Origin of the sequence: Streptomyces sp. NPDC085932 (assembly GCF_044540525.1) — a bacterium.
GTDB lineage: Bacteria > Actinomycetota > Actinomycetes > Streptomycetales > Streptomycetaceae > Streptomyces > Streptomyces levis.
Window position 1 is genome coordinate 160,148 of record NZ_JBITSJ010000007.1, and the last position, 20,831, is coordinate 180,978.

A 20,831-nucleotide genomic window follows, 5' to 3' on the forward strand; every position below is an offset into this window, starting at 1 on the left:
TCAAAATCTCGAATCAGGCGCCCCCTGTGTCTCCCCCTGTGCGTAGAGTGCTCGCGGACCGAGCTTTCTGAACGCGTTCAATCGAGCGTGTGAGGCTCGAACGGGGAGGGGACGGCCCGATGGGCAAGGGGGTCAAGGCCGCCGTGATAGGCGGCGTGTTCGCGGTGATGCTGGGCGGGGCCGGATACGGCACCTACAACATCGTGAGCGCGCTGAGCGGTGACGGGAGCGGCAGCGGCGTGGCGGCGGGGAAGAAGTCGGGGCCGCCCGGCGAGGACGAGGTGAGAAAGACCACCGCCGGGTTCTTCGCCGCCTGGGAGAAGGGCGAGGCCGCGGCGGCCGCGGCGTACACGAACAACGACGCGGCCGCCGAGCAGCTGCTGACCGCCTTCGGGGACGAGGCGCGCATCACCGACGTGACGATCACGCCGGGTGCGGCCCGGGGCACCACCGTGCCGTACGCGGTGAAGGCGAAGGTGACCCACGACGGGAAGTCCAAGCCCCTGAGCTACCGCAGCGAGCTGACCGTGGTGCGCGGGCTGACCACCGGGCGGGCCCTGGTCGACTGGCGGCCGTCCGTCGTGCACCCCGAGCTGAAGAAGGACGACACCCTCGTCACCGAGGAGTCGGCCGCCCCGCCCATCGAGGCCGTGGGCCGCGACGGCTCCGAGCTGACGAAGGAGAAGTACCCCTCCCTCGGCCCGGTCCTGGACGCCCTGCGCGAGAAGTACGGCGAGAAGGCCGGCGGCTCCCCCGGCGTCGAACTGGTCGTCCGGCACACCGCCGGGAACGCTCCGGACACCCCGCTGCTCACCCTCGCCGAGGGCGAGCCGGGCAAGCTCACCACCACGATCAGCCCGAGCGCGCAGGCGGCTGCCGAGAAGGCGGTCCAGCGGTTCGACCAGTCCTCGGTGGTGGCCGTCAAGCCCAGCACCGGCGAGGTGCTGGCCGTCGCCAACCACCGCACGGACGGCTTCAACGCCGCCTTCCAGGGCAAGGCCGCACCCGGCTCCACCATGAAGATCGTCACCGCCGCGATGCTCATCGACAACGGCGTGACCTCGATGAACGGCCCGGCCCCCTGCCCCGACACCGCCGTGTGGCAGAGCCAGACGTTCAAGAACCTGACGGGCATGGAGCCCGACGAGGGCGCCACGCTCGCCAACAGCTTCCTGCGCTCCTGCAACACCGCCTTCATCAAGCTCGTCGACGAGAAGCCGCTCACCGACGCCTCGCTCACCCAGGAGGCCGAGCAGCGCTTCGGGCTGGGGCGGGACGACTGGAAGACCGGCATCGCCTCCTTCGACGGCAGTGTCCCCGCGGTGAGCGGCCCGGACCGGGCGGCCGGTGCCATCGGCCAGGGGCAGGTGCAGATGAGCCCGCTGAACATGGCCTCGGTGACCGCCACCGCGATCACCGGCACCTTCCGCCAGCCCTACCTCGTCCCGCCGGAGCTGGACGGCCGGCAGCTGGCCCGGGCGCAGGGCCTCAAGGCCGGCACCGCCGCCCAGCTGAAGCAGATGATGCGGCTCACCGCCACCCAGGGCACCGCCCGGGAGGCCATGCGGGGCCTCGGCGGCGACATCGGCGCGAAGACCGGCTCGGCCGAGGTCGACGGCAACGCCAGGTCCAACAGCTGGTTCACCGGCTTCCGGGGCGACGTCGCGGCCGCGGCCATGACCGAGGAGGGCGGGCACGGCGGCGACGCGGCCGGGCCGATTGTCGCAGCCGTGCTACGAACGGGTGGCTGATCTCACCTGCGCCGGACGGGACTCTAGGGTGGGGGCCGTCGTTGGGACGGCTGAGGGCGACGGGGACCCCGGGGATCGACGGAGGACACAACAGCAGTGGGCAACAGAAGGCGCGTCGCCGAGCGACGGAAGACGAGCCCCGCCGTGATCGGCGGGATGATCGCCGTGGTCGTCGTGGGTGCCGGGGCCGGGGCCTACGCGCTGTACGGCGGCGGCGCCGCGGCCGACGACGGCACCCGTGCGTCGGACGGCAAGCCCGAGGTGAAGACCGGGCCGCTGTCGGCCACCGAGGTCACCACCAGCGCCCGCGCCTTCCTCACCGCCTGGCAGTCGGGGAGGATCCCGCAGGCCGCCGCGGCCACCGACGACCCGGCCGCGGCCCGCGCCCTGCTCACCGGCTACGCCAAGGACGCCCGCGTCAAGGACGTCACCCTCACCCCGGGCGCGCGCACCGGCGCCAAGGTGCCGTTCGACGTCAAGGGCACGGTCTCCTACAAGGGCACCGAGAAGCCGCTCGCGTACACCGGGGCGCTCACCGTCGTCCGCCGCGCCGGCGACGGAAGGCCGCTGGTCGACTGGCGGGCGGCGGTCGTCCACCCGGACCTGAGGGACGGCGACCGGCTGGTCACCGGGGAGGCGGGCACGCCCCCGGTCAAGGCGCTCGACCGGGACGGCGGCGAGCTGACGAAGGAGAAGTACGCCTCCATCGGACCGATCCTGGACGGCCTGCGTGAGAAGTACGGCAAGAAGGCCGGCGGCAAGGCCGGCATCGAGCTCAGGGTCGTGCGCGGGAAGGCCGCCAAGGCGAAGGACCTGTCCGACAAGACGCTGCTGGAGCTGAGCGAGGGCACCCCGGGCACGGTGCGGACCACGCTGGACCCGAAGCTCCAGACGGCCGCCGAGCAGCAGGTCGCGAAGAAGGCCCGGTCGTCGGTGGCGGTGGTGCGGGTGTCGACCGGCGAGATCCTGGCCGCGGCCAACGCCTCCCCCGGCTTCAACACCGCCTTCCAGGGCTCCCTGGCCCCCGGCTCCACGATGAAGGTCGTCACCTCGTCGCTGCTGATCGAGAAGGGCCTGGCCTCGGCGAACAAGAAGCACCCGTGCCCGAAGTACTTCACCTACGGGCACTGGAAGTTCCAGAACGACGACAAGTTCGAGATCAAGGACGGCACGTTCAAGGCGAGCTTCGCCCGCTCCTGCAACACGGCCTTCATCAGCCGGGCGCCGAAGCTGAAGGACGACGACCTGACCAAGCAGGCCCAGCAGGTGTTCGGCCTGGGGCTGAACAACTGGGCGATCGGGGTGCCGTCCTTCGACGGCGCGGTGCCCGTGCAGTCGGCGGCCCAGATGGGCGCCTCGCTGATCGGGCAGGGCGGGGTGCGGATGAACCCGCTGAACATGGCGTCCGTGTCGGCGACCGTCAAGGGCGGCACCTTCCGCCAGCCCTACCTGGTCTCGCCGGACGTGGACGGGCGCACGCTGGCGAAGGCCTCGCGCACGATGTCGGCGGGGACGCTGGCCCAGCTGCGCGAGCTGATGGCGTACACGGCGGCGGCCGGCACGGCGGCCGAGGCGATGGCCGGGGTCGGCGGTGACACCGGTGCGAAGACCGGCTCCGCCGAGGTCGACGGGCAGAAGAAGCCGAACGGCTGGTTCACGGCCTACCGGGACGACCTGGCGGCCGCGGGCGTGGTCCAGCAGGGCGGACACGGCGGCTCCACGGCCGGCCCGATGGTGGCGGCGCTGCTGAAGGCGGGCGGCTGAGCCCCCGGGACGGCCGGGCCCCAGCTCCGGAGGCGGGCGGGTTCCCGTGTGTGACCGGGCGGGGTCTAGTGCGTGACCGGTTCCGCGGCGGCCGTGTACGTCCGCCGCAGGAACCGCAGCAGCGTCTGCCGCTCGAACTGCACCACCGACACGCCCTGCGCGGAGTGGAACTCCACGATGGCCTGCACCCGGCCGCACGGCCACACCCGCACCTCGCCGCTGCCCACGGGGGCCCGCAGCCCCTCCTCCAGCAGCCGGCGGTCGAAGGTCCACTCCCGTCCGTGCGCCCCGGGCAGCGCGATCCGCACGTGACGCGGGTCCTGCTCGGGGTCGTACCGCAGGGTGACCGGAATCGCCTCCAGCTCGTCGATCAGCGGGACCGCCGCGTCCGTGACGATGTGGGCTCGCGCGTACTGCTCGACTACGGACATCGGACGGCCCTTTCACCGTGCGCTACCTCTGGGGAGAATGTGCGTCCACCCCTTCTCCAATGTCGCATATTTTCCGGATTGCGCCCGCGGAGGCCGCATATATCACGGATGAAATAAAACGAGGAGCACGCTCTTGCATATCGTTCGCATCTAGCCACATCATCGAACGGTGCATGTACCTGACGGCTTCATCAACGCCCCCACCTCCGCGGCCACCGGTGTGATCGCCGCGGGCGCCGTCGCCGTGAGCCTGCGCGGCGCACGGCGTGAACTCGACGAGCGCACGGCGCCGCTGGCCGGTCTCGTCGCGGCGTTCATCTTCGCCGTGCAGATGCTGAACTTCCCCGTCGCGGCCGGGACCAGCGGCCACCTGCTCGGCGGTGCGCTCGCCGCGATCCTCGTGGGGCCGTACACGGGCGTCCTGTGCGTCTCCGTCGTCCTGCTCATGCAGGGCATCCTCTTCGCGGACGGCGGCCTGACGGCGCTCGGCGTCAACATCACCAACATGGGCATCGTCACCGTCGTGGTGGCCTACGCCCTCTTCCGCGGCCTGGTGAAGGTGCTGCCCCGCACCCGCCGCTCGGTCACCGCGGCCTCGTTCGTCGCCGCCCTGGTGTCCGTCCCGGCCGCCGCGCTGGCCTTCACGCTGATGTACGCGGTCGGCGGCACCACCGACGTCTCGATCGGCAAGGTCGCCACCGCCATGGTCGGCGTGCACGTGCTCATCGGCATCGGCGAGGCCGTGATCACCGCGCTGACGGTGGGTGCCGTCATCGCGGTGCGCCCGGACCTCGTGCACGGGGCGCGCGGACTGGAGCAGAAGCTGAAGCTGCGGGTGAACGGCGAACTCGTCGACGCGCCCGGCGCCGAGCCCGCCCCCGTCGCCGCCCGCACCTCCCGGCGCACGCTGTGGGTCACCGGCCTGGTCACCTCGCTCGTCCTCGCCGGCTTCGTCAGCTTCTACGCCTCCGCCGACCCGGACGGCCTGGAGAAGGTCGCCTCCGACCAGGGCATCGACAAGAAGGCCGAGGAGCACGCCGTCGCGGACTCCCCGCTCGCCGACTACGGCGTCAAGGACGTCGACGACGCGCGCCTGTCCGGCGGGCTGGCCGGGGTCATCGGCGTGGGCGTGACGGTGGTCGCCGGCACGGGCGTGTTCTGGGCGGTGCGCCGCCGCCGCACCGGGGACACCTCGCCCACCGCCGTGGAGGGGTCCGTGGAGGAGCCCGCCGGGAAGAGCGTCTGACATGGGCGCCGGGCACGCGCACAAGCTCTACCGGCACGGTCACTCGCCCGTGCACGGCCTGCCCCCGCACACCAAGCTCGCCGCCGTGTTCGCCTTCGTGGTGGTCGTGGTGTCGACACCGCGGGAGGCCATGTGGGCGTTCGCCCTCTACGCCGTCCTGCTGGGGGTCGTCGCGTTCGTCGCGCGCGTGCCCGCCGCCTTCCTGCTCAGGCGGCTGCTGATCGAGGTGCCGTTCGTGGCGTTCGCGGTGCTCATGCCGTTCGTGGCGGAGGGCGAGCGGGTCGAGGTGCTCGGCCTGTCCCTGAGCGTGAACGGCCTGTGGGGCGCCTGGAACGTGCTCGCCAAGGGCACGCTCGGCGTGGCCGCGTCCGTCCTGCTCGCCGCCACCACCGAGCTGCGCGAACTGCTCCTCGGCCTGCAGCGGCTCAAGCTGCCGCCGCTCCTCGTGCAGATCGCCTCCTTCATGATCCGCTACGGCGACGTCATCACCGACGAGATGCGGCGCATGCGGATCGCCCGGGAGTCGCGCGGCTTCGAGGCGCGGGGCGTGCGGCACTGGGGTGTGCTCGCCAAGTCGGCGGGCGCGCTGTTCATCCGCTCCTACGAGCGCGGTGAGCGCGTGCACCTGGCCATGCTCAGCCGCGGGTACGCCGGGTCCATGCCGGTCATCGACGAGGTGACCGCGTCCCGGGCGCAGTGGTCGTACGCACTGGCCCTCCCGGGCGCGGCGCTCGCCGTCTGTCTGCTGGGATGGACCCTGTGACTGCTTCTCTGGAGGTCTCGGGCCTCGCCTTCGCCTACCCCGACGGACACCAGGCCCTCTTCGGGGTGGACTTCTCCCTCGCACGCGGCGAACGGGTCGCGCTGCTCGGGCCGAACGGCGCCGGCAAGACGACCCTGGTGCTGCACCTGAACGGCATCCTGACCGCCGGCGCCGGCACCGTGACGGTGGCCGGGCTGCCCGTGGACAGACGGAACATGGCCGAGGTCAGGCGCCGGGTGGGGATCGTCTTCCAGGACCCGGACGACCAGCTGTTCATGCCGACGGTCCGCGAGGACGTGGCGTTCGGGCCGGCGGCGGCCGGGCTGAAGGGCCCGGAGCTGGAGCAGCGTGTGCAGCGGGCGCTGGAGCGGGTCGGCATGGCGGAGTTCAAGGACCGGCCGCCGCATCACCTGTCCTTCGGGCAGCGCCGCCGGGTGGCCGTCGCGACCGTGCTGGCGATGGAGCCGGAGATCCTCGTCCTGGACGAGCCCTCCTCCAACCTCGACCCCGCCTCCCGCCGCGAACTGGCCGACATCCTGCGCTCCCTGGACGTGACCGTGCTGATGGTCACGCACGACCTGCCCTACGCGCTGGAGCTGTGCCCGCGCTCCCTGATCCTCAGCGAGGGCGTGATCGCGGCGGACGGCCCGACCGGTGAGCTGCTCTCCGACGAGGAGCTGATGCGGGCCCACCGCCTGGAGCTGCCGTTCGGCTTCGATCCGCGTTCCGTGCCGGCCGCGCCCGCCCGTCCGTGACAATGGGCGCGTGACGAACGAGGAGAGCGACGCGTCGCTGCTGCTGGACCAGCAGCTGTGCTTCGCGCTGTACGCCGCCCAGCGCGCGGTGACGGCCGCCTACCGTCCGCTCCTCGACGACCTCGGCCTCACCTATCCGCAGTACCTCGTCCTGCTCGTGCTGTGGGAACGCGGCGAGATCCCGGTCAAGGAACTGGCCGCGGCCCTGCGGCTCGACTACGGCACCGTCTCGCCGCTGCTGAAGCGGCTGGAGGCGGCGGGTCTGGTCCGGCGTGAGCGCTCGGCGCGCGACGAGCGGTCGGTGCGCGTGGCGGTGACCGGGCGCGGCGAGGAGCTTCGCGAGCGCGCGGCCCGGGTGCCGGGAGCGCTGCTCGCGGCGACAGGCCTCGACACGGCCGAGGTCGCCCGGCTGCGTGCGGAGCTCGGCGCACTGGCGGAGCGGGCGGGCGCGGCGGCGGACCGGGCCCGCTGAACCGGTTACCCCCGGTTGCCGACCCCTGCTGACCCGAGGCGTGTTACCGGCCAGTACCTTGTGCACGATGTACTTGCGCGCATCTGTTTTTGGGGAAGGCCCACCATGACCGAAGCCACCGCCGCCGTCACCGCGGACACCCGGCCCACGAAGATCATGTACGTCGCCGAGGCCACCGCCCACGGCGGCCGCGAGGGCTATGTCACCAGCCAGGACGGACAGCTCGACCTCAAGGTCGCGATGCCCCCGCAGCTCGGCGGCGACGGCAACGGCACCAACCCGGAACAGCTCTTCGCAGCCGGCTACAGCTCCTGCTTCCACAACGCCCTGATCCTCGTCGGCAACCGCGAGGGCTACGACCTCACCGGTTCCACGGTCTCCGCGAAGGTGGGCATCGGTCCCAACAAGCAGCGCGGCTACGGCCTCGCGGTGGCCCTCAGCGTCTCCCTGCCGGTCGTCGACCCCGACCTCGCGACGCGGCTGGTGGACGCGGCCCACGAGGTCTGCCCGTACTCGAACGCGACCCGCGGGAACATCGACGTGACCATCCTGCTTGGGTGAAGGGGAGCGAACCGGCGCGACGAGGAGGAGTACGGACGTGGACGTGCACGGCACAGTGGCCGCAGGCTTCGAGCCGGTCAGGGAGGCGTTCGTGCGCAACTTCGAGGCCCTCGGGGAGCGGGGAGCCGCCGTCTCGGTCCTCCGGGACGGGCGCCCGGTCGTCGACCTGTGGGCCGGGACGAAGGACGTCGACGGCACGGCCCCCTGGGAGCGGGGCACCGCCCAGGTGGTGCGCTCGGCGACGAAGGGCGTGGCGGCGGCCGTCCTCCTGCTGCTGCACCAGCGCGGACTGCTCGACCTGGACGCGCCGGTGGGGCACTACTGGCCGGAGTTCAAGGCACAGGGCAAGGAACGGGTGCTCGTCCGGCACGTGCTGAACCACCGGGCCGGGCTGCCGGTCCTGGACCGGCCCCTCACTCCCGAGGAGGCCCTCGATCCGCTGCGCGGCCCGCAGGCCGTCGCCGCGCAGGCCCCGGTCTGGGAGCCGGGCACCGACCACGGCTACCACGCGCTGACCTACGGCTGGCTGGTCGACGAACTGGTGCGGCGCGTGACCGGGCAGGGCACCGGCGAGTGGCTGGCCGAGCGGATCACCGGTCCGCTCGGTCTCGACCTGTGGCTCGGCCTGCCGGAGCCGGAGGCCGGGCGGGTCGGCCGCGTGGGCCGTGTCGAGGGCCCCGAGCCGGCCGGCGGGCTGCGCGCCCGCCCCAAGCGCTCGGTCACCGAGGCGTACCAGGATCCGGAGTCCCTCACCCGGCGCGCCTTCGCCGCCATCACGCCGTTCCCCGAGCAGAACGACCTCGCCTACCTCGCGGCGGCCCTGCCCGCCACCAACGCCGTCGCGACGGCGGACGGGCTGGCCCGCTTCTACGCGGCACTGATCGGCGACACCGCCGGCACCACCCGCCTGTTCACGCCGGAGACGGTGGAGCTGGCCCGCGCCGAGGAGTCGGCGGGCCCCGACCGGGTCCTGGTGGTCGGCACCCGCTTCGGCCTCGGGTACATGCTGCACGGCACCGCCTCGCCCTTCCTCGCCCCGGGCTCCTTCGGGCACCCGGGCCGCGGCGGCGCCCTCGGCTTCGCCGACCCGGAGACGGGGATCGCCTTCGGCTACGTCACCAACGGCTTCCGCAAGACGGTGACGGCGGACCCGCGGGCGCAGGGCCTGGTACGGGCGGTGCGGGACGTCCTGAACCGCCGGTCGTCCTGAGGCCCCGGATCCGTCCTAGACGTGGATCGGGTGGGAGGTGCGCCCGGACGCCTGGTCGATCTCCTCGTGCGCCTTGGTCAGCAGCTGCATGGCGAGTTCGTTGAGCGCCCGGGCCCCGGCGATCTCCTCCCCGACCCGGGGCTGATTCGCGTCGGACCGGTGCCGGCTGGCGTGCCCGTGCGCCCGTACCTCGGTGCCGTCGGGCAGCCGGACCATCGCGGCGGCGCGCGTGTGCTGGTCGTCCTCCATGAACTCCAGCTCGACGTGCCATCCCGTCGTGGTGTGCATCATGTGGATCACCTCCGGAACGTGTAGTTCCAGAGTGCTCCTCCCACCCGCCGCACGCACCCGTCCCACCCGGGCCTATCCGGCGTGCAGCATCAGCCCGATCCCCACGACGAGCAGCCCGGCCGCCGCGATCCGCGGCGCCCCGAACCGCTCCTTGAAGAACACGGCCCCGATCGCCGCGCCCACGATGATGGACGACTCCCGCAGCGCCGCGATGGGCGCCAGGGCGGCGCGGGTCTGGGCCCACAGGACGAGCGCGTAGGCGGCGACGGACAGGGCCGCGCCGAGCAGCCCGAGCGCGGCGAAGGGCCGCAGCACCGCCACGGTCTCCCCGCGCCGGCGCCACACGGCGTACGCCGGGAGCACCATTCCCTGCACCGCCATCAGCCAGGCGATGTACCCCAGCGACGAGCCGGAGGCGCGCACGCCCAGACCGTCGACGACGGTGTACGCGGCGATCGTCAGCCCGGTTGCCAGGGCCGCCCCGATCGCCGCCCAGTCGGGCCGGCGCCCGCGCAGCCCCCACAGGGCGACGCCGGTCAGGCCCGCACAGGACAGGGCGATGCCGGCGGCGGCCCGGCCGTCGGGCACCTCATCGGCGACCAGGGCGGCGAGCACGGTCACGACCAGGGGCGCGGTGCCGCGCGCGATGGGGTAGGCCTGGCCGAAGTCCCCCAGCCGGAAGGACTTCATCAGCAGCGCGTAGTAGGCGATGTGGATGGCGGCCGAGCACAGCAGGTACGGCCAGGCCGCGGCCGCCGGGAACGCGGCGAACGGCGTCAGGGCCAGCCCGATCACCAGTCCGCCGCCCGAGATCAGCGTGAACCCGGCCAGCTTGTCGGTGATCCGGTGGGCGAGGGCGTTCCAGGCGGCGTGGGTCACGGCGGCGAGCAGGACGGCTGCGGTGACCAGCGGCGTCACGAGGGGCGCTCGCGCACGTCCACGAGCGTGCCGCCGGCGTGGGTGACGAGGTCCCGCGGCGCCATCGGGAAGACGGTGTACGGCGTCCCGGCGGCGGCCCAGACGAGGTCGTGGGCGAGCAGGGAGCGGTCGGCGAGGACCCGGGTCCTGGTGCGGTGCCCGAAGGGCGGCACGCCGCCGATGGCGTACCCGGTGGTCTCCCGCACGACCTCCGCCTTGGCCCGGGTGACCTTCTCCGCGCCGAGTTCCCGGCGCACGAGCTCGATGTCCACGCGGGAGGCGCCGTCCATCAGGACGAGCACGGGGACCCCGTCCGCCGCGAAGATCAGGGACTTGCAGATCTGGCTCAGTTCGCACCCCAGTGCGGCGGCGGCCTCGGCGGCGGTGCGGGTGGCCTCGGGGAAGCGCCGCACGCGCCCTTCGAGCGCGTCGAGCCCGAGGTCGCGCAGGGCCTGGGCGAACCGGGGGTGGGCTCCGGAGCTGTCGGCGTCAGTGGCGGCTGTCGTCGTCATGCAGGGCACCGTATCGGTGCGTGTATCCGGCACGCGAGTGGGTTCTTCCGCCGCCCCGGGACGACGAGGGGCCGGTGAGGTCCCCGTCCCCACGGAGCCTCACCGGCCGGTTCATCGGGGTGCCGTCAGGCGCGGACCAGCTCCCTGTCCCCGTCGCCGCGCTCGGACGCGGTGCGCAGGCCCTCGCCCTCGACGTCCACGTTCGGCAGGGCGCGGTCCAGCCACCTGGGCAGCCACCAGGCCTTGCGGCCGAGGAGGGCCAGGACGGCCGGGACGATGGCCATGCGGACGACGAACGCGTCGAAGAAGACCGCGATCGCGAGGCCGAAGCCGATCATCTTGACCATCGACTCGGAGGAGCCGATGAAGCCGGCGAACACGGCGATCATGATGACCGCGGCGGCGCTGACGACCCGGGCGCCGTGCCGGAAGCCCGTCACCACGGCCTGGGCCGGCTTCTCGCCGTGGACGTAGGCCTCCCGCATCCGGGTCACCAGGAACACCTCGTAGTCCATGGCCAGTCCGAAGACCACGCCGACCATGAAGATCGGCATCATCGACATGACGGGCCCGGTCTGCTCGACGCCCATGAGGCCGGACAGCCAGCCCCACTGGAAGACCGCGACGACCGCGCCGAGCGCCGCCATCACCGACAGCAGGAAGCCGAGGGCCGCCTTCAGCGGGACGAGGATCGAGCGGAACACCACGATCAGCAGCAGGAAGGCCAGGCCGACGACCAGGACCAGGTAGGGCACGAGCGCGTCGTTGAGCTTCTGGCTGACGTCGATGTTCATGGCCGTGCTGCCGGTGACCAGGACGTTCGCGCCGGTGTCGGCCCTGACGTCCGTGCCCGCGTCCCGGATGCCGTGCACCAGGTCCTCCGTGCTGACGGAGGACGGCTTGGAGCCGGGGATCACGGTGATGGTGGCGGTGTCACCGGCCTTGTTGGGCGCGGGCGGCGTCACCGTGACGACGTCCTTCAGGCCCTTGATCTCGTCGCCGACCGCGGTGAAGGCGGCCTTCGGGTCGTCGCTGCCCTTGGCGTCGACCACGACCATCAGCGGGCCGTTGAAGCCCGGCCCGAAGCCCTCGGAGAGCAGGTCGTAGGCGCGGCGCTGGGTGGTGGAGGTGGGCTGGGAGCCGTCGTCGGGCAGGCCCAGTTCGAGGCTCGCGGCCGGGACGGCGGCCGCGCCGAGGCCGACGACGCCGAGCAGCAGGACCGCGACCGGGCGGCGGACCACGAAGCTCGCCCAGCGGCTGCCCAGGTTGGGGCTGGCAGGCGCGTCCTGCGCCTTGGCCCGGCCGAGGACCTTGCCCTTCTCCCCCGCGGGCCTGACCTTGCGGCCGGCGTAGCCGAGGAGGGCCGGGATCATGGTGAGGGCGATCAGCACGGCGATGGCCACGGTGCCCGCCGCCGCGATGCCCATCTTCGTCAGCATCGGGATGTTGACGACGGACAGGCCCACCAGGGCGATCACCACGGTCAGGCCGGCGAAGACCACGGCGGAGCCCGCCGTGCCGACGGCCCGGCCGGCCGCCTCCTCGCGCTCGCGGCCCTCGGCCAGCTCGGCGCGGTAGCGGGAGACGATGAACAGCGCGTAGTCGATGCCGACCGCGAGGCCGATCATCATGGCGAGGGTGGAGGTGGTGGTGCCCAGGTCCAGGGCGCTCGCCAGGGCCGTGATGCTGGAGACCCCGATGCCCACGCCGATGAGCGCCGTCAGCAGCGGCAGTCCGGCCGCGACCAGCGAGCCGAAGGTGATGACGAGGACGACGGCGGCGACCGCGATGCCGATGATCTCGCTGGAGCCGGTGTGCGGCACCGCCTGCAGCGCGTCACCGCCGATCTCGACGGTCAGCCCGGCCTCCCGGGCGTCCTGCGCGGAGTCCTCCAGGGCGTCCTTGGAGGCGTCGTCGAGCTCCATGCCGGAGACCTTGTACGACACCTGCGCGTAGGCGATCGTGCCGTCCTTGCTGACGGCCTTGGCCTGGTAGGGGTCGGTGACGCGGGCGACCTCGGAGCCGTCGGACAGCTCCTTGACGGTCTCCCGCACCGTCGCCTTGTTGCCCGGGTCGGTCATCTTCTCGCCGCTCGGCGCCTTGAAGACCACGCGTGCGGTGGCGCCGTCGGCGCTGGTGCCGGGGAAGCGCTGCTCCAGCAGGTCGAAGGCCTTCTGCGCCTCGGTGCCGGGGATGGAGAACGAGCTGTTGCCCGCGGCGGGGGCGCCGGCCGCGCCGACGCCGGCGAGGGTCAGCAGGGCCACCCATATCAGGGCGACGAGGTGCCGCCGCCGGAACGAGAGCCGGCCGAGTTTGTAGAGGAATGTGGCCACGAGGGCGTACTCCCGGTCAGTCGTGAGGTCTTCAGGGCAGGGGTGATCAGCCCGACGACGTGAGCGGTGACGTCAGGTGGGGGCCAGTCGAGGGGACTAGTCGGTGGGGACGCCGAGGGCGGGGAGGACCACGGCGTCGATGTACGAGGTGAGGAAGGCCGCCGTCGGGGGCTTGTCCTCCAGGACCGCGCAGGTGACGAACGCGCCGAGCATCATGTGCACCACGAACTCCAGCGCGGGGCAGTCCGGACGGACCTCGCCCCGGTCGACGGCCCGCTGGAGCAGGCGGCGCGAGTCCGCGATCTCCGGCTCGATGATCTGGCTCTTGAACTCGCGGTGGAGATCGGCGTTGGCGTGCATGGCCGTGGCCAGTCCGCGCATCAGCGCGCCGTTCTGTTCCATCTCGGCGTCGTCCGCGCGCGCCAGGAGGGCGTGGAAGTCGCCGCGCAGGGACCCGGTGTCGATCTCGTCGAAGTTCTGCACCGGCTTGGTGTGCCGGAGCGCCTTGACGACCAGCTGGGCCTTGCCGCCCCACTGGCGGTAGAGCGTGGCCTTGCTGGAGCGGGTGCGAGCGGCCACGGCGTCCATGGTGAGGGCGTCGTAGCCGACTTCGCGGAGCAGGTCGAGCACGGCCGCGTACAGCTCGGCCTCGCGCTCGGGGGTGATCCGACTGCGACGCGCGGTGGCGACCTCAGCCATCCCTCTCACCTTCCTGCTCCGAACGACACGGTTTCGTACGCCACCAAGGTAGCGCAGGGGTCGATAGAAACGAAACCGTTTCGTACGTGTGCTGCATCACGGTTTCACCTTTGTCATAACTTGCTGGGGTTCCCGCCCGGGCAAAGCATGGTCGGGTGACCTATCTGCGCCTGCCGCATCTCCATGACGACCTGCTGTGCTTCGTCGCCGAGGACGACCTCTGGCTCGCCCCGCTCGACGGTCCGGGCCGCGCCTGGCGGCTCACCGTCGACCGCACCAAGGTGGGTCATCCGCGCTTCTCGCCCGACGGCCGCCACCTCGCCTGCACGAGCTGGCGCAGTCTGGTGCCCGAGGTCCATCTGGTCCCGGTGGACGGCGGCCCGGGCCGGCAGGTGAGCCACTGGGGCAGCGCCGACACCCGCGTCTGCGGCTGGACCCCGGACGGCGAGATCCTGGCCGTCGCCTCGCACGGCGAGCCGTTCTCCTACTTCACCTGGGCCTACAAGCTCTCCCCCGACGGCGACCCGGGCCGCAAGCTGCCCTGGGGGCCGGTCTCCGACATCCAGGTGGCCGACCTGGACGGGGAGCGCCGGACCCTGCTGCTCACCGGCACGCCCCCGCACGAACCGGCCGCCTGGAAGCGCTACCGGGGCGGTGCCACCGGCCGGCTGTGGCTGCACGGCGAACGGCTGCTCGAAGGCCTCGGCGGCCATCTGCACTCCCCCATGTTCGTCGGGGACCGCATCGCCTTCCTCTCCGACCACGAGGGCGTCGGCAACCTCTACTCCTGCGCCCACGACGGCTCCGACCTGCGCCGGCACACCGACCACGACGCCTTCTACGCCCGGCACGCCGCCAGCGACGGCACCCGGGTGGTGTACCAGTGCGCGGGCGACCTGTGGCTGGTGGACGACCTGTCCCCGGGCGCCGAGCCGCGCCGGCTGGAGGTACGACTGGACGGGCCGCGCGCGGGGCGGCGTCCGTACCAGGTGGCGGCCGCCCAGCACGTCGACGGGATCTCGGTCGACGAGACCGGCCGGGCCAGCGCGGTCGTCGTGCGCGGCAGCCTGTACTGGCTCACCCACCGGGACGGTCCCGCCCGTACCCTCACCGACACCCCCGGCGTCCGGGTGCGCATGCCGGAGATGCTCGGCGGGAGCGGACGGGTGGCGTACGTGACGGACGCGGAGGGCGAGGACGCGATCGAGATCGCCTTTCTGCCCCGGGCGAGCGGCGCCCGCACGCCACGGCGGCTGTCGGCGGGCGCGCTGGGCCAGGTGCGCGAGCTGGTCTCCGACCCGGAGGGCGAGCGCCTGGCGGTCGCCTCGCACGACGGGCGGCTCCTCCTCGTCGACGTCTCGGAGGACTCCGTCGGCGAGGTCACCGAGCTGATCCGGTCGGTCAACGGGCCCGTGCGCGACCTGGCGTTCTCCCCGGACGGGGCGTGGCTGACCTGGTCGCACCCGGGCATCGGGCGGACGCTGCGCCAGATCAAGCTGGCCCGCATCGCGGACCGGTACGTCGTGGACGTCACCAACGGCCGCTTCGAGGACGAGAACCCGGTCTTCACCCGCGACGGCCGCTACCTGGCGTTCCTGTCCTGGCGCGGCTTCGACCCGGTCTACGACGTGCACACCGGCGACCTGTCCTTCCCGCTGGGCTGCCGCCCCTACCTCGTGCCGCTGTCCTCGGCGACGCCCTCCCCGTTCGCGGTGAACCCCGAGGGCCGCCCGGCCGCCGGGGGCCTGGACCCGGTGGAGGACGACGACAGCGGGGAGAGCGGGGCCGTCACCGTCGAGGTGGAGGGTCTGGAGAGCCGGGTCACGCCGTTCCCGGTGGCCGCCTCCAAGTACTCGGCGCTGCGCCCGGTGGCGGGCGGCGGGCTGGTGTGGCTGCGCTGGCCGATCTCGGGCGCGCTGGGCGAGACGTTCGCCAACCCGGACGACACCAGCGGCCGGCCGACCCTGGAGCACTTCGGCATCACCAAGGCCAAGAAGTCCGAACTCGCCCAGCACCTGGACTGGTTCGCGGTCAGCGGCGACGGCAGCCGACTGGTGGTCGTCGACGAGGGCGAGCTGCGCGCGGTGCCCGCCGACGAGCCGGGCGACTCCGACTCGACGGTGTGGATCGACGCGCGCCGCATCCTGCACACGGTCGACCCGGCGGCGGAGTGGCGGCAGGCGTTCGACGAGGCCGGGCGGCTGATCCGGGCCTACTTCTGGGACCCGGGCATGTGCGGCATCGACTGGGACGGGGTCCTCGGCCAGTACCGCCCGCTGGTCGAACGGGTCGCCTCCCCCGACGAGTTCGCGGACCTGCTGCGCGAGGTGCTCGGCGAACTGGGCACCTCCCACGCCTACGTCACCGCCGCCCGGCGCAACGAGGGCCCGCCGCACTACCAGCGCCGCCAGGGCCTGCTGGGCGCCAACCTGGTCCGCCGGGACGGCGGCTGGACGGTCAAGCGGATCCTGCCCGGCGACTCCTCCGACTCCAAGGCCCGCTCCCCCTTGGCGGGTACGGGCATCCGGGAGGGCGCGGTCCTCACCCACGTCGACGGCCGCCCGGTCGATCCGGACGCGGGCCCCTACCCGCTGCTGGCCGGTGCGGGCGGGACGACGGTGGAACTGACCTTCTCCCCCGCCGAGGGCGCGGGTCCGCCCCGGCGGGTCGCCGTCGTCCCGTTGATCGACGAGCGGCCGCTGCGCTACCAGGACTGGGTGGCCAAACGCCGTGCGGTGGTCCGCGAGTTGAGCGGGGGCCGCTGCGGCTATCTGCACATCCCGGACATGGGCGGCTCCGGCTGGGCGCAGTTCAACCGCGACCTGCGCATGGAGGTGTCCCGGCCCGCGCTGATCGTCGACGTGCGCGGCAACGCCGGCGGGCACATCAGCGAACTGGTCATCGAGACGCTGAGCCGCACGATCCTCGGCTGGGACCTGACCCGTGACGCCCAGCCCGTCTCGTACACCTCGAACGCACCCCGGGGCCCGGTGGTGGCCCTGGCCGACGAGGCGACCTCCTCCGACGGCGACATGATCACCGCCGCGTTCAAACTGCTGAAGCTGGGGCCCGTCGTGGGACAGCGCACGTGGGGCGGGGTGGTCGGCATGACCGGCCGGCACGAACTGGGCGACGGCACGGTGATCACGGTGCCGATGAACGCGGCCTGGTTCGACGCCTACGGCTGGTCGGTGGAGAACAAGGGCGTCGCCCCGGACATCGACGTGCTGCGCACTCCGCTGGACTGGGCCGAGGGGCGGCACGCGCAGCTGGCCGACGCCGTCGCACTCGCCCTGGGGCTGCTGGAGACCAACCCGCCCGCGACGCCGCCGACCCACAGCGACGTCCCGGACCGCTCCCGCCCGAAGCTGCCGCCCCGGTCGTGACGGACGTCCCGCCCGCGGGGCCGCCGGGCCGCACAGGGGAAAGGGGCGCCCCGCACGGGGGCGCCCCTGGTCCGCTCAGCGCGCAACGTCAGGCGTCGTAGTCCTGGTCGAAGCGGTCCTCCTGCTCGCGCTCCCGCTCACGGTCGCGCTGCGGCTGCGAGGGGTCCATGTCCTCGTCGCGCCGGCGGCCGCGGCCCTGCATCTGCTCGCGAGCCTGGTCCGCCTTCTGACGGGCCTGGTTCTGCCACTGCTCGGACTTCTCCTGGAACTGGTCCTTCATACCCATGTGGGTTCACTCCCGTTGGGGGTGAGGGGATCTGGCTCGATCAGATTCACACGGGTCGTGACGCTGCGCATGTCGATCACTCACGCACCGTAGTGCGCTGCTGCTCGTCGGCGGCTCCACCGGCTCCGACCAGGCCGGTTCGCATGCCCGTCAGCCGGTCCGCGAACCGCCGCATCTCGCGCTGGCCCACCGTCCCGATGACCGCGGGCAGATACCCGCGCACCCCCTGCATCCCGCGCAGCCACCACTGCCCGTAGACATGGCTCGACCGGCGCTCGATCCCGGTCACGAGCCGGTCCACCGCCGGGCCCAGCGGGTAGGTCTTGTTGGACGGCCAGGGCAGCCGCTGCCGCAACTCCCGCATGACGTCCTCCTGGTCGGCCCCGCGCACCATGTCGGTGTCGGTCCACGACAGGTACCCGACGCCGACCTTCACGCCCCGGTAGCCGACCTCGGCGCGCAGGCTGTGCGCGTAGGCCTCCACGCCCGACTTGGACGCGCAGTACGCGGTCATCATCGGCGCCGGGGTGATCGCCGCGAGGGAGGCGATCTGCAGCAGGTAGCCCCGGCTCTCCAGCAGCATCGGCAGGAACGCGCGGGCGGTCACCGCCGAGCCGACCAGGTTGACCTCGATCACCCGCCGCCAGGACTCCGGGTCGGAGTCGGCGAACGGACCGCCGGTCGCCACACCGGCGTTGGCGACGACGATGTCCACCCGGCCGAAGCGCTCCTTCACCTCCCCGGCGACCCGGGCCATGGCCTCGTGGTCGGTGACGTCGGCGTGCCAGTGGTCGCTGTCGCTGTGCAGCCGCGCGGAGACCTGCTTGAGCGCGTCCGGCTCCAGGCCGACCAGGGCGATCCGCACGCCCCGCGCGGAGAGCTTGCGGGCGAGCAACTCCCCGACGCCGCGCGCCGCCCCGGTCACCACGGCGACCTTGCCTTCGAGGCTCACCCTGTTCATGCGCTCTCCTCGGATCGGACCTGGATGTGTGTGCTGACGAGCTCGCGTATCTTCCCGGTGACCAGCTCGGGCGCCTCGATCGGGGTCATGTGGCCGATGCCGGGCAGCTCGGTGAACCCGGTGCAGTTCGGCAGGGCCTCGCACAGCGCCCGGGACTGCGCGGGCGGGGTCAGCCGGTCCGCCGTACCGACGACGACGGCCGTGGGCACGGTCAACTCCCGCACGCCGTGGTCGAGATCGAGCAGGTCCAGCACCTGTGACCAGCTGTGCCGGACCTTGCGGGGGCAGGCGTGCACGATCCGGGCGCAGGCCTCGACCATGTGCGGGGCCGAACCCGGGCCCATCGTGCCGTACTTGAGGATCCGGCGGGCCAGCGGCGTGACCGGCCCGAGCGGGGCGCGGGAGCCGAGGATCCGCCGGGTCAGCCAGGTCCGCACCCGGCCGGGCCGCAGCGGGACGACGGTGGAGCCCGCGACCAGCTGCGAACTGCCCGTGCTGCACAGCAGGACGGCCGCCGCGTGCGCCTGGAAGGCGGCCCGCCCCGAGGCCGCCATGACGGTCATGCCGCCCATGGAGTGCCCGGCGATCACGGCCTGTTCGCCGGGGGCGAGGGTGGCTGCGAGGACGGCTTCGAGGTCGTCGGCGAGCGCGTCGGTGCTGCACGCCGGGCTCGACGGGCTGCGGCCGTGGCCGCGCTGGTCGTAGGCGATGACCCGGTGGTCGGCGGCCAGGTCGCGGATCTGCGCGGCCCAGAAGGCGGTCGAGCAGGTCCAGCCGTGGGCGAGGACGACGGCGGGGGCGAACTCGGGCCCGTGGATCTCGACGTGCAGCCGGGCACCGTCGGCGGAGACGGCGGTCAGCTCGCGCACGGGGGCGGGCGGGGCGTACGGCCCGGAGTCGACGCCGGTGAGTCGGCTCACGCGTCCACCCCCGCCTTCTCCGCGGCCTGCTGCTCGTCCTGCCCGGCCGCGGCGGGCCGCAGGACGTCGTACTCCGTGAGGTCCACCCGGCGCGTCGCACGCCGGAACTCGGCCGTCGTGCCGGGCCAGATGGTGGTGTTGCGGCCGGCCGCGTCGAGGTACCAGCTGGTGCAGCCGCCGGTGTTCCACACCGTGCGCTTCATGCGCTCCTGCACCCGGTGGTTCCAGCCCCGCACGGCCTCGGGGCGGGCGTCCAGCGCGACCCGGCCGCCGAGCACGTCCAGCTGGCGGACGTAGTCGGCCAGGTAGTTCAGCTGGGACTCGATCATCAGGATCATCGAGGAGTTCCCCAGGCCCGTGTTGGGCCCGATGATCGTCATCCAGTTGGGGAAGCCGGCCGCGGAGGCGCCGCGCAGGGCCTCCATGCCGCCCTTCCAGGTCTCCGCGAGGGTCCGCCCGTCGGCGCCCACCACCCGCTCGGCGATCGGCATGTCGGTGACGTGGAAGCCCGTGCCGAAGACGATGGCGTCCACCTCGGCCTCGCTGCCGTCGGCGGCGACGAGGGTCGAGCCGCGCACCTCGGCGAGGCCGCTGGCGACGACGTCCACATTGGGCCGCGCGAGCGCCGGGTAGTACTCGCTGGACAGCAGGATCCGCTTGCAGCCGATGCGGTAGTCGGGCGTGAGCTTGGCCCGCAGCGCCGGGTCCTTGATGGCCCGGGCCATGTTGCGCTTGGCCAGCTGCTCGACGAAACCGAGCTCGTTGGGGTGCTTGGTGAACGCCTGGACCTGCAACTCCCGGATGCCCCACAGCAGTCCGCGGCGCAGCTGCGAGGTGAAGGGCAGCTGCCGGTGCAGCCACCGCTCGGCGCCGCTGATGGCCCGGTCCATCCGGGGCATGACCCACGGCGGGGTGCGCTGGAAGAGGGTGAGCTCGGAGACCTCCGGCTGGATGGCCGGCACGATCTGGATGGCCGAGGCACCGGTGCCCACCATGGCGACGCGCTTGCCGCGCAGGTCGTAGTCGTGGTCCCAGCGGGCGGAGTGGAAGACCTTGCCGGGGAAGGAGTCCAGGCCGGGGATGTCCGGCACCTTCGGGTCGGACAGCGGACCGGTGGCCGACACGACGAGGTCGGCGGAGAGGTTCCCGCTGCTGGTCTCGATGTCCCAGCACAGCCGCTCGGTGTTCCAGCTCATCCGCTTCACCTCGGAGTCGAAGCGGATGTGCGGCCGCAGCCGGAAGGTGTCGGCCACGTGCTCCAGGTAGGCCCGGATGTGCTCCTGGCCCGAGAAGGTGCGCGGCCAGTCCGGGTTGGGCGCGAAGGAGAACGAGTACAGGTGCGACGGCACGTCACAGGCGCACCCCGGGTAGCTGTTGTCCCGCCAGGTGCCGCCGACACTGCTCGCCCGCTCCAGGACGACGAAGTCGGTGACACCCTCCCGGCGCAGCCGCACGGCGGCCCCCAGCCCGCCGAACCCGGACCCGACCACCGCGACCCGTACATGCTCGTGTTCGCGCTCGTCCATGCCGACACCTCCACACACCACGAGAACCGTGCCAGTGAACACTGGC

At 72.7% G+C, this 20,831-nt stretch carries 19 protein-coding genes; 9 read left to right on the forward strand and 10 right to left on the reverse strand.

Annotated elements, in window-relative coordinates:
* The first annotated feature begins 119 nt into the window (after positions 1-119).
* Together ACIGAQ_RS30820 and ACIGAQ_RS30825 are read left to right on the forward strand one after the other, a co-directional pair.
* Entirely contained in the window at positions 120-1,751 is a 1,632-nt protein-coding gene (locus ACIGAQ_RS30820) for a penicillin-binding transpeptidase domain-containing protein (RefSeq protein WP_399789400.1), read from the forward strand.
* A gap of 96 nt (positions 1,752-1,847) precedes the next feature.
* Positions 1,848-3,515, forward strand: a complete 1,668-nt coding sequence (locus tag ACIGAQ_RS30825; RefSeq protein ID WP_399788728.1) for a penicillin-binding transpeptidase domain-containing protein — start codon at positions 1,848-1,850, stop codon at positions 3,513-3,515.
* A 65-nt stretch (positions 3,516-3,580) separates the two neighbouring features.
* Here the strand turns inward: ACIGAQ_RS30825 and ACIGAQ_RS30830 are convergent, their stop codons facing one another.
* A complete protein-coding gene (locus ACIGAQ_RS30830) occupies positions 3,581-3,946 on the reverse strand; it encodes an SsgA family sporulation/cell division regulator (RefSeq protein WP_362279651.1) in 366 nt (121 codons plus the stop codon).
* Positions 3,947-4,115: 169 nt separating this feature from the next.
* Here ACIGAQ_RS30830 and ACIGAQ_RS30835 point away from each other — a divergent pair, with 169 nt between their 5' ends.
* The 6 genes from ACIGAQ_RS30835 (at position 4,116) to ACIGAQ_RS30860 (ending at position 8,953) form a co-directional block, all read left to right on the forward strand.
* Positions 4,116-5,192 (forward strand): energy-coupling factor ABC transporter permease, encoded by a 1,077-nt coding sequence (locus ACIGAQ_RS30835; RefSeq protein ID WP_362279649.1) that lies wholly within the window; start codon positions 4,116-4,118, stop codon positions 5,190-5,192.
* A 1-nt stretch (position 5,193) separates the two neighbouring features.
* Positions 5,194-5,955, forward strand: coding sequence for a cobalt ECF transporter T component CbiQ (gene cbiQ, locus ACIGAQ_RS30840; protein WP_311681626.1), 762 nt, complete (start codon positions 5,194-5,196; stop codon positions 5,953-5,955).
* Entirely contained in the window at positions 5,943-6,710 is a 768-nt protein-coding gene (locus ACIGAQ_RS30845; protein WP_399788733.1) for an energy-coupling factor ABC transporter ATP-binding protein, read from the forward strand. The genes cbiQ and ACIGAQ_RS30845 overlap by 13 nt, the downstream gene beginning before the upstream one ends.
* Positions 6,711-6,720: 10 nt before the next feature.
* Positions 6,721-7,182, forward strand: a complete 462-nt coding sequence (locus tag ACIGAQ_RS30850) for a MarR family transcriptional regulator (RefSeq protein WP_311681624.1) — start codon at positions 6,721-6,723, stop codon at positions 7,180-7,182.
* A 105-nt stretch (positions 7,183-7,287) separates the two neighbouring features.
* Complete coding sequence (locus ACIGAQ_RS30855; protein ID WP_362279643.1) at positions 7,288-7,743, forward strand: organic hydroperoxide resistance protein; 456 nt, start codon at positions 7,288-7,290, stop codon at positions 7,741-7,743.
* Positions 7,744-7,780: 37 nt separating this feature from the next.
* The gene (locus ACIGAQ_RS30860) at positions 7,781-8,953 is read left to right on the forward strand and encodes a serine hydrolase domain-containing protein (RefSeq protein WP_399788736.1); all 1,173 of its coding nucleotides are present in this window, start codon (positions 7,781-7,783) and stop codon (positions 8,951-8,953) included.
* 15 nt (positions 8,954-8,968) lie between these two features.
* On the opposite strand, the gene ACIGAQ_RS30865 is transcribed toward ACIGAQ_RS30860, so the two are convergent.
* The 5 genes from ACIGAQ_RS30865 to ACIGAQ_RS30885 all read right to left on the reverse strand — a co-directional run bounded on the left by ACIGAQ_RS30865 (position 8,969) and on the right by ACIGAQ_RS30885 (position 13,706).
* On the reverse strand, positions 8,969-9,244 hold the full coding sequence (locus tag ACIGAQ_RS30865) for a DUF1876 domain-containing protein (RefSeq protein ID WP_311681621.1): 276 nt from the start codon (positions 9,242-9,244) through the stop codon (positions 8,969-8,971).
* Between the two features lie 72 nt (positions 9,245-9,316).
* Entirely contained in the window at positions 9,317-10,162 is an 846-nt protein-coding gene (locus ACIGAQ_RS30870) for a DMT family transporter (protein ID WP_362279639.1), read from the reverse strand.
* A complete protein-coding gene (locus ACIGAQ_RS30875) occupies positions 10,159-10,674 on the reverse strand; it encodes a YbaK/EbsC family protein (RefSeq protein WP_399788741.1) in 516 nt (171 codons plus the stop codon). Before ACIGAQ_RS30875 ends, ACIGAQ_RS30870 begins: the two co-directional genes overlap by 4 nt.
* A 125-nt stretch (positions 10,675-10,799) precedes the next feature.
* Positions 10,800-13,007 carry an MMPL family transporter gene (locus tag ACIGAQ_RS30880; protein WP_399788744.1) on the reverse strand — a complete coding sequence of 736 codons (2,208 nt, stop codon included), beginning with the start codon at positions 13,005-13,007 and terminating at the stop codon, positions 10,800-10,802.
* 96 nt (positions 13,008-13,103) lie between these two features.
* A complete protein-coding gene (locus ACIGAQ_RS30885; RefSeq protein WP_311681614.1) occupies positions 13,104-13,706 on the reverse strand; it encodes a TetR/AcrR family transcriptional regulator in 603 nt (200 codons plus the stop codon).
* A 155-nt stretch (positions 13,707-13,861) separates the two neighbouring features.
* Between ACIGAQ_RS30885 and ACIGAQ_RS30890 the strand changes: the two genes are divergently transcribed.
* Positions 13,862-17,092, forward strand: coding sequence for a S41 family peptidase (locus ACIGAQ_RS30890; RefSeq protein ID WP_399788748.1), 3,231 nt, complete (start codon positions 13,862-13,864; stop codon positions 17,090-17,092).
* Between the two features lie 88 nt (positions 17,093-17,180).
* On the opposite strand, the gene ACIGAQ_RS30895 is transcribed toward ACIGAQ_RS30890, so the two are convergent.
* The 4 genes from ACIGAQ_RS30895 to ACIGAQ_RS30910 all read right to left on the reverse strand — a co-directional run bounded on the left by ACIGAQ_RS30895 (position 17,181) and on the right by ACIGAQ_RS30910 (position 20,785).
* Positions 17,181-17,378 (reverse strand): hypothetical protein, encoded by a 198-nt coding sequence (locus ACIGAQ_RS30895; protein WP_311681612.1) that lies wholly within the window; start codon positions 17,376-17,378, stop codon positions 17,181-17,183.
* A 76-nt stretch (positions 17,379-17,454) separates the two neighbouring features.
* A complete protein-coding gene (locus ACIGAQ_RS30900; protein ID WP_311681611.1) occupies positions 17,455-18,339 on the reverse strand; it encodes an SDR family oxidoreductase in 885 nt (294 codons plus the stop codon).
* Complete coding sequence (locus tag ACIGAQ_RS30905; protein ID WP_362279630.1) at positions 18,336-19,259, reverse strand: alpha/beta hydrolase; 924 nt, start codon at positions 19,257-19,259, stop codon at positions 18,336-18,338. Before ACIGAQ_RS30905 ends, ACIGAQ_RS30900 begins: the two co-directional genes overlap by 4 nt.
* Entirely contained in the window at positions 19,256-20,785 is a 1,530-nt protein-coding gene (locus ACIGAQ_RS30910) for an NAD(P)/FAD-dependent oxidoreductase (RefSeq protein WP_362279628.1), read from the reverse strand. The genes ACIGAQ_RS30905 and ACIGAQ_RS30910 overlap by 4 nt, the downstream gene beginning before the upstream one ends.
* Positions 20,786-20,831 lie beyond the last annotated feature (46 nt).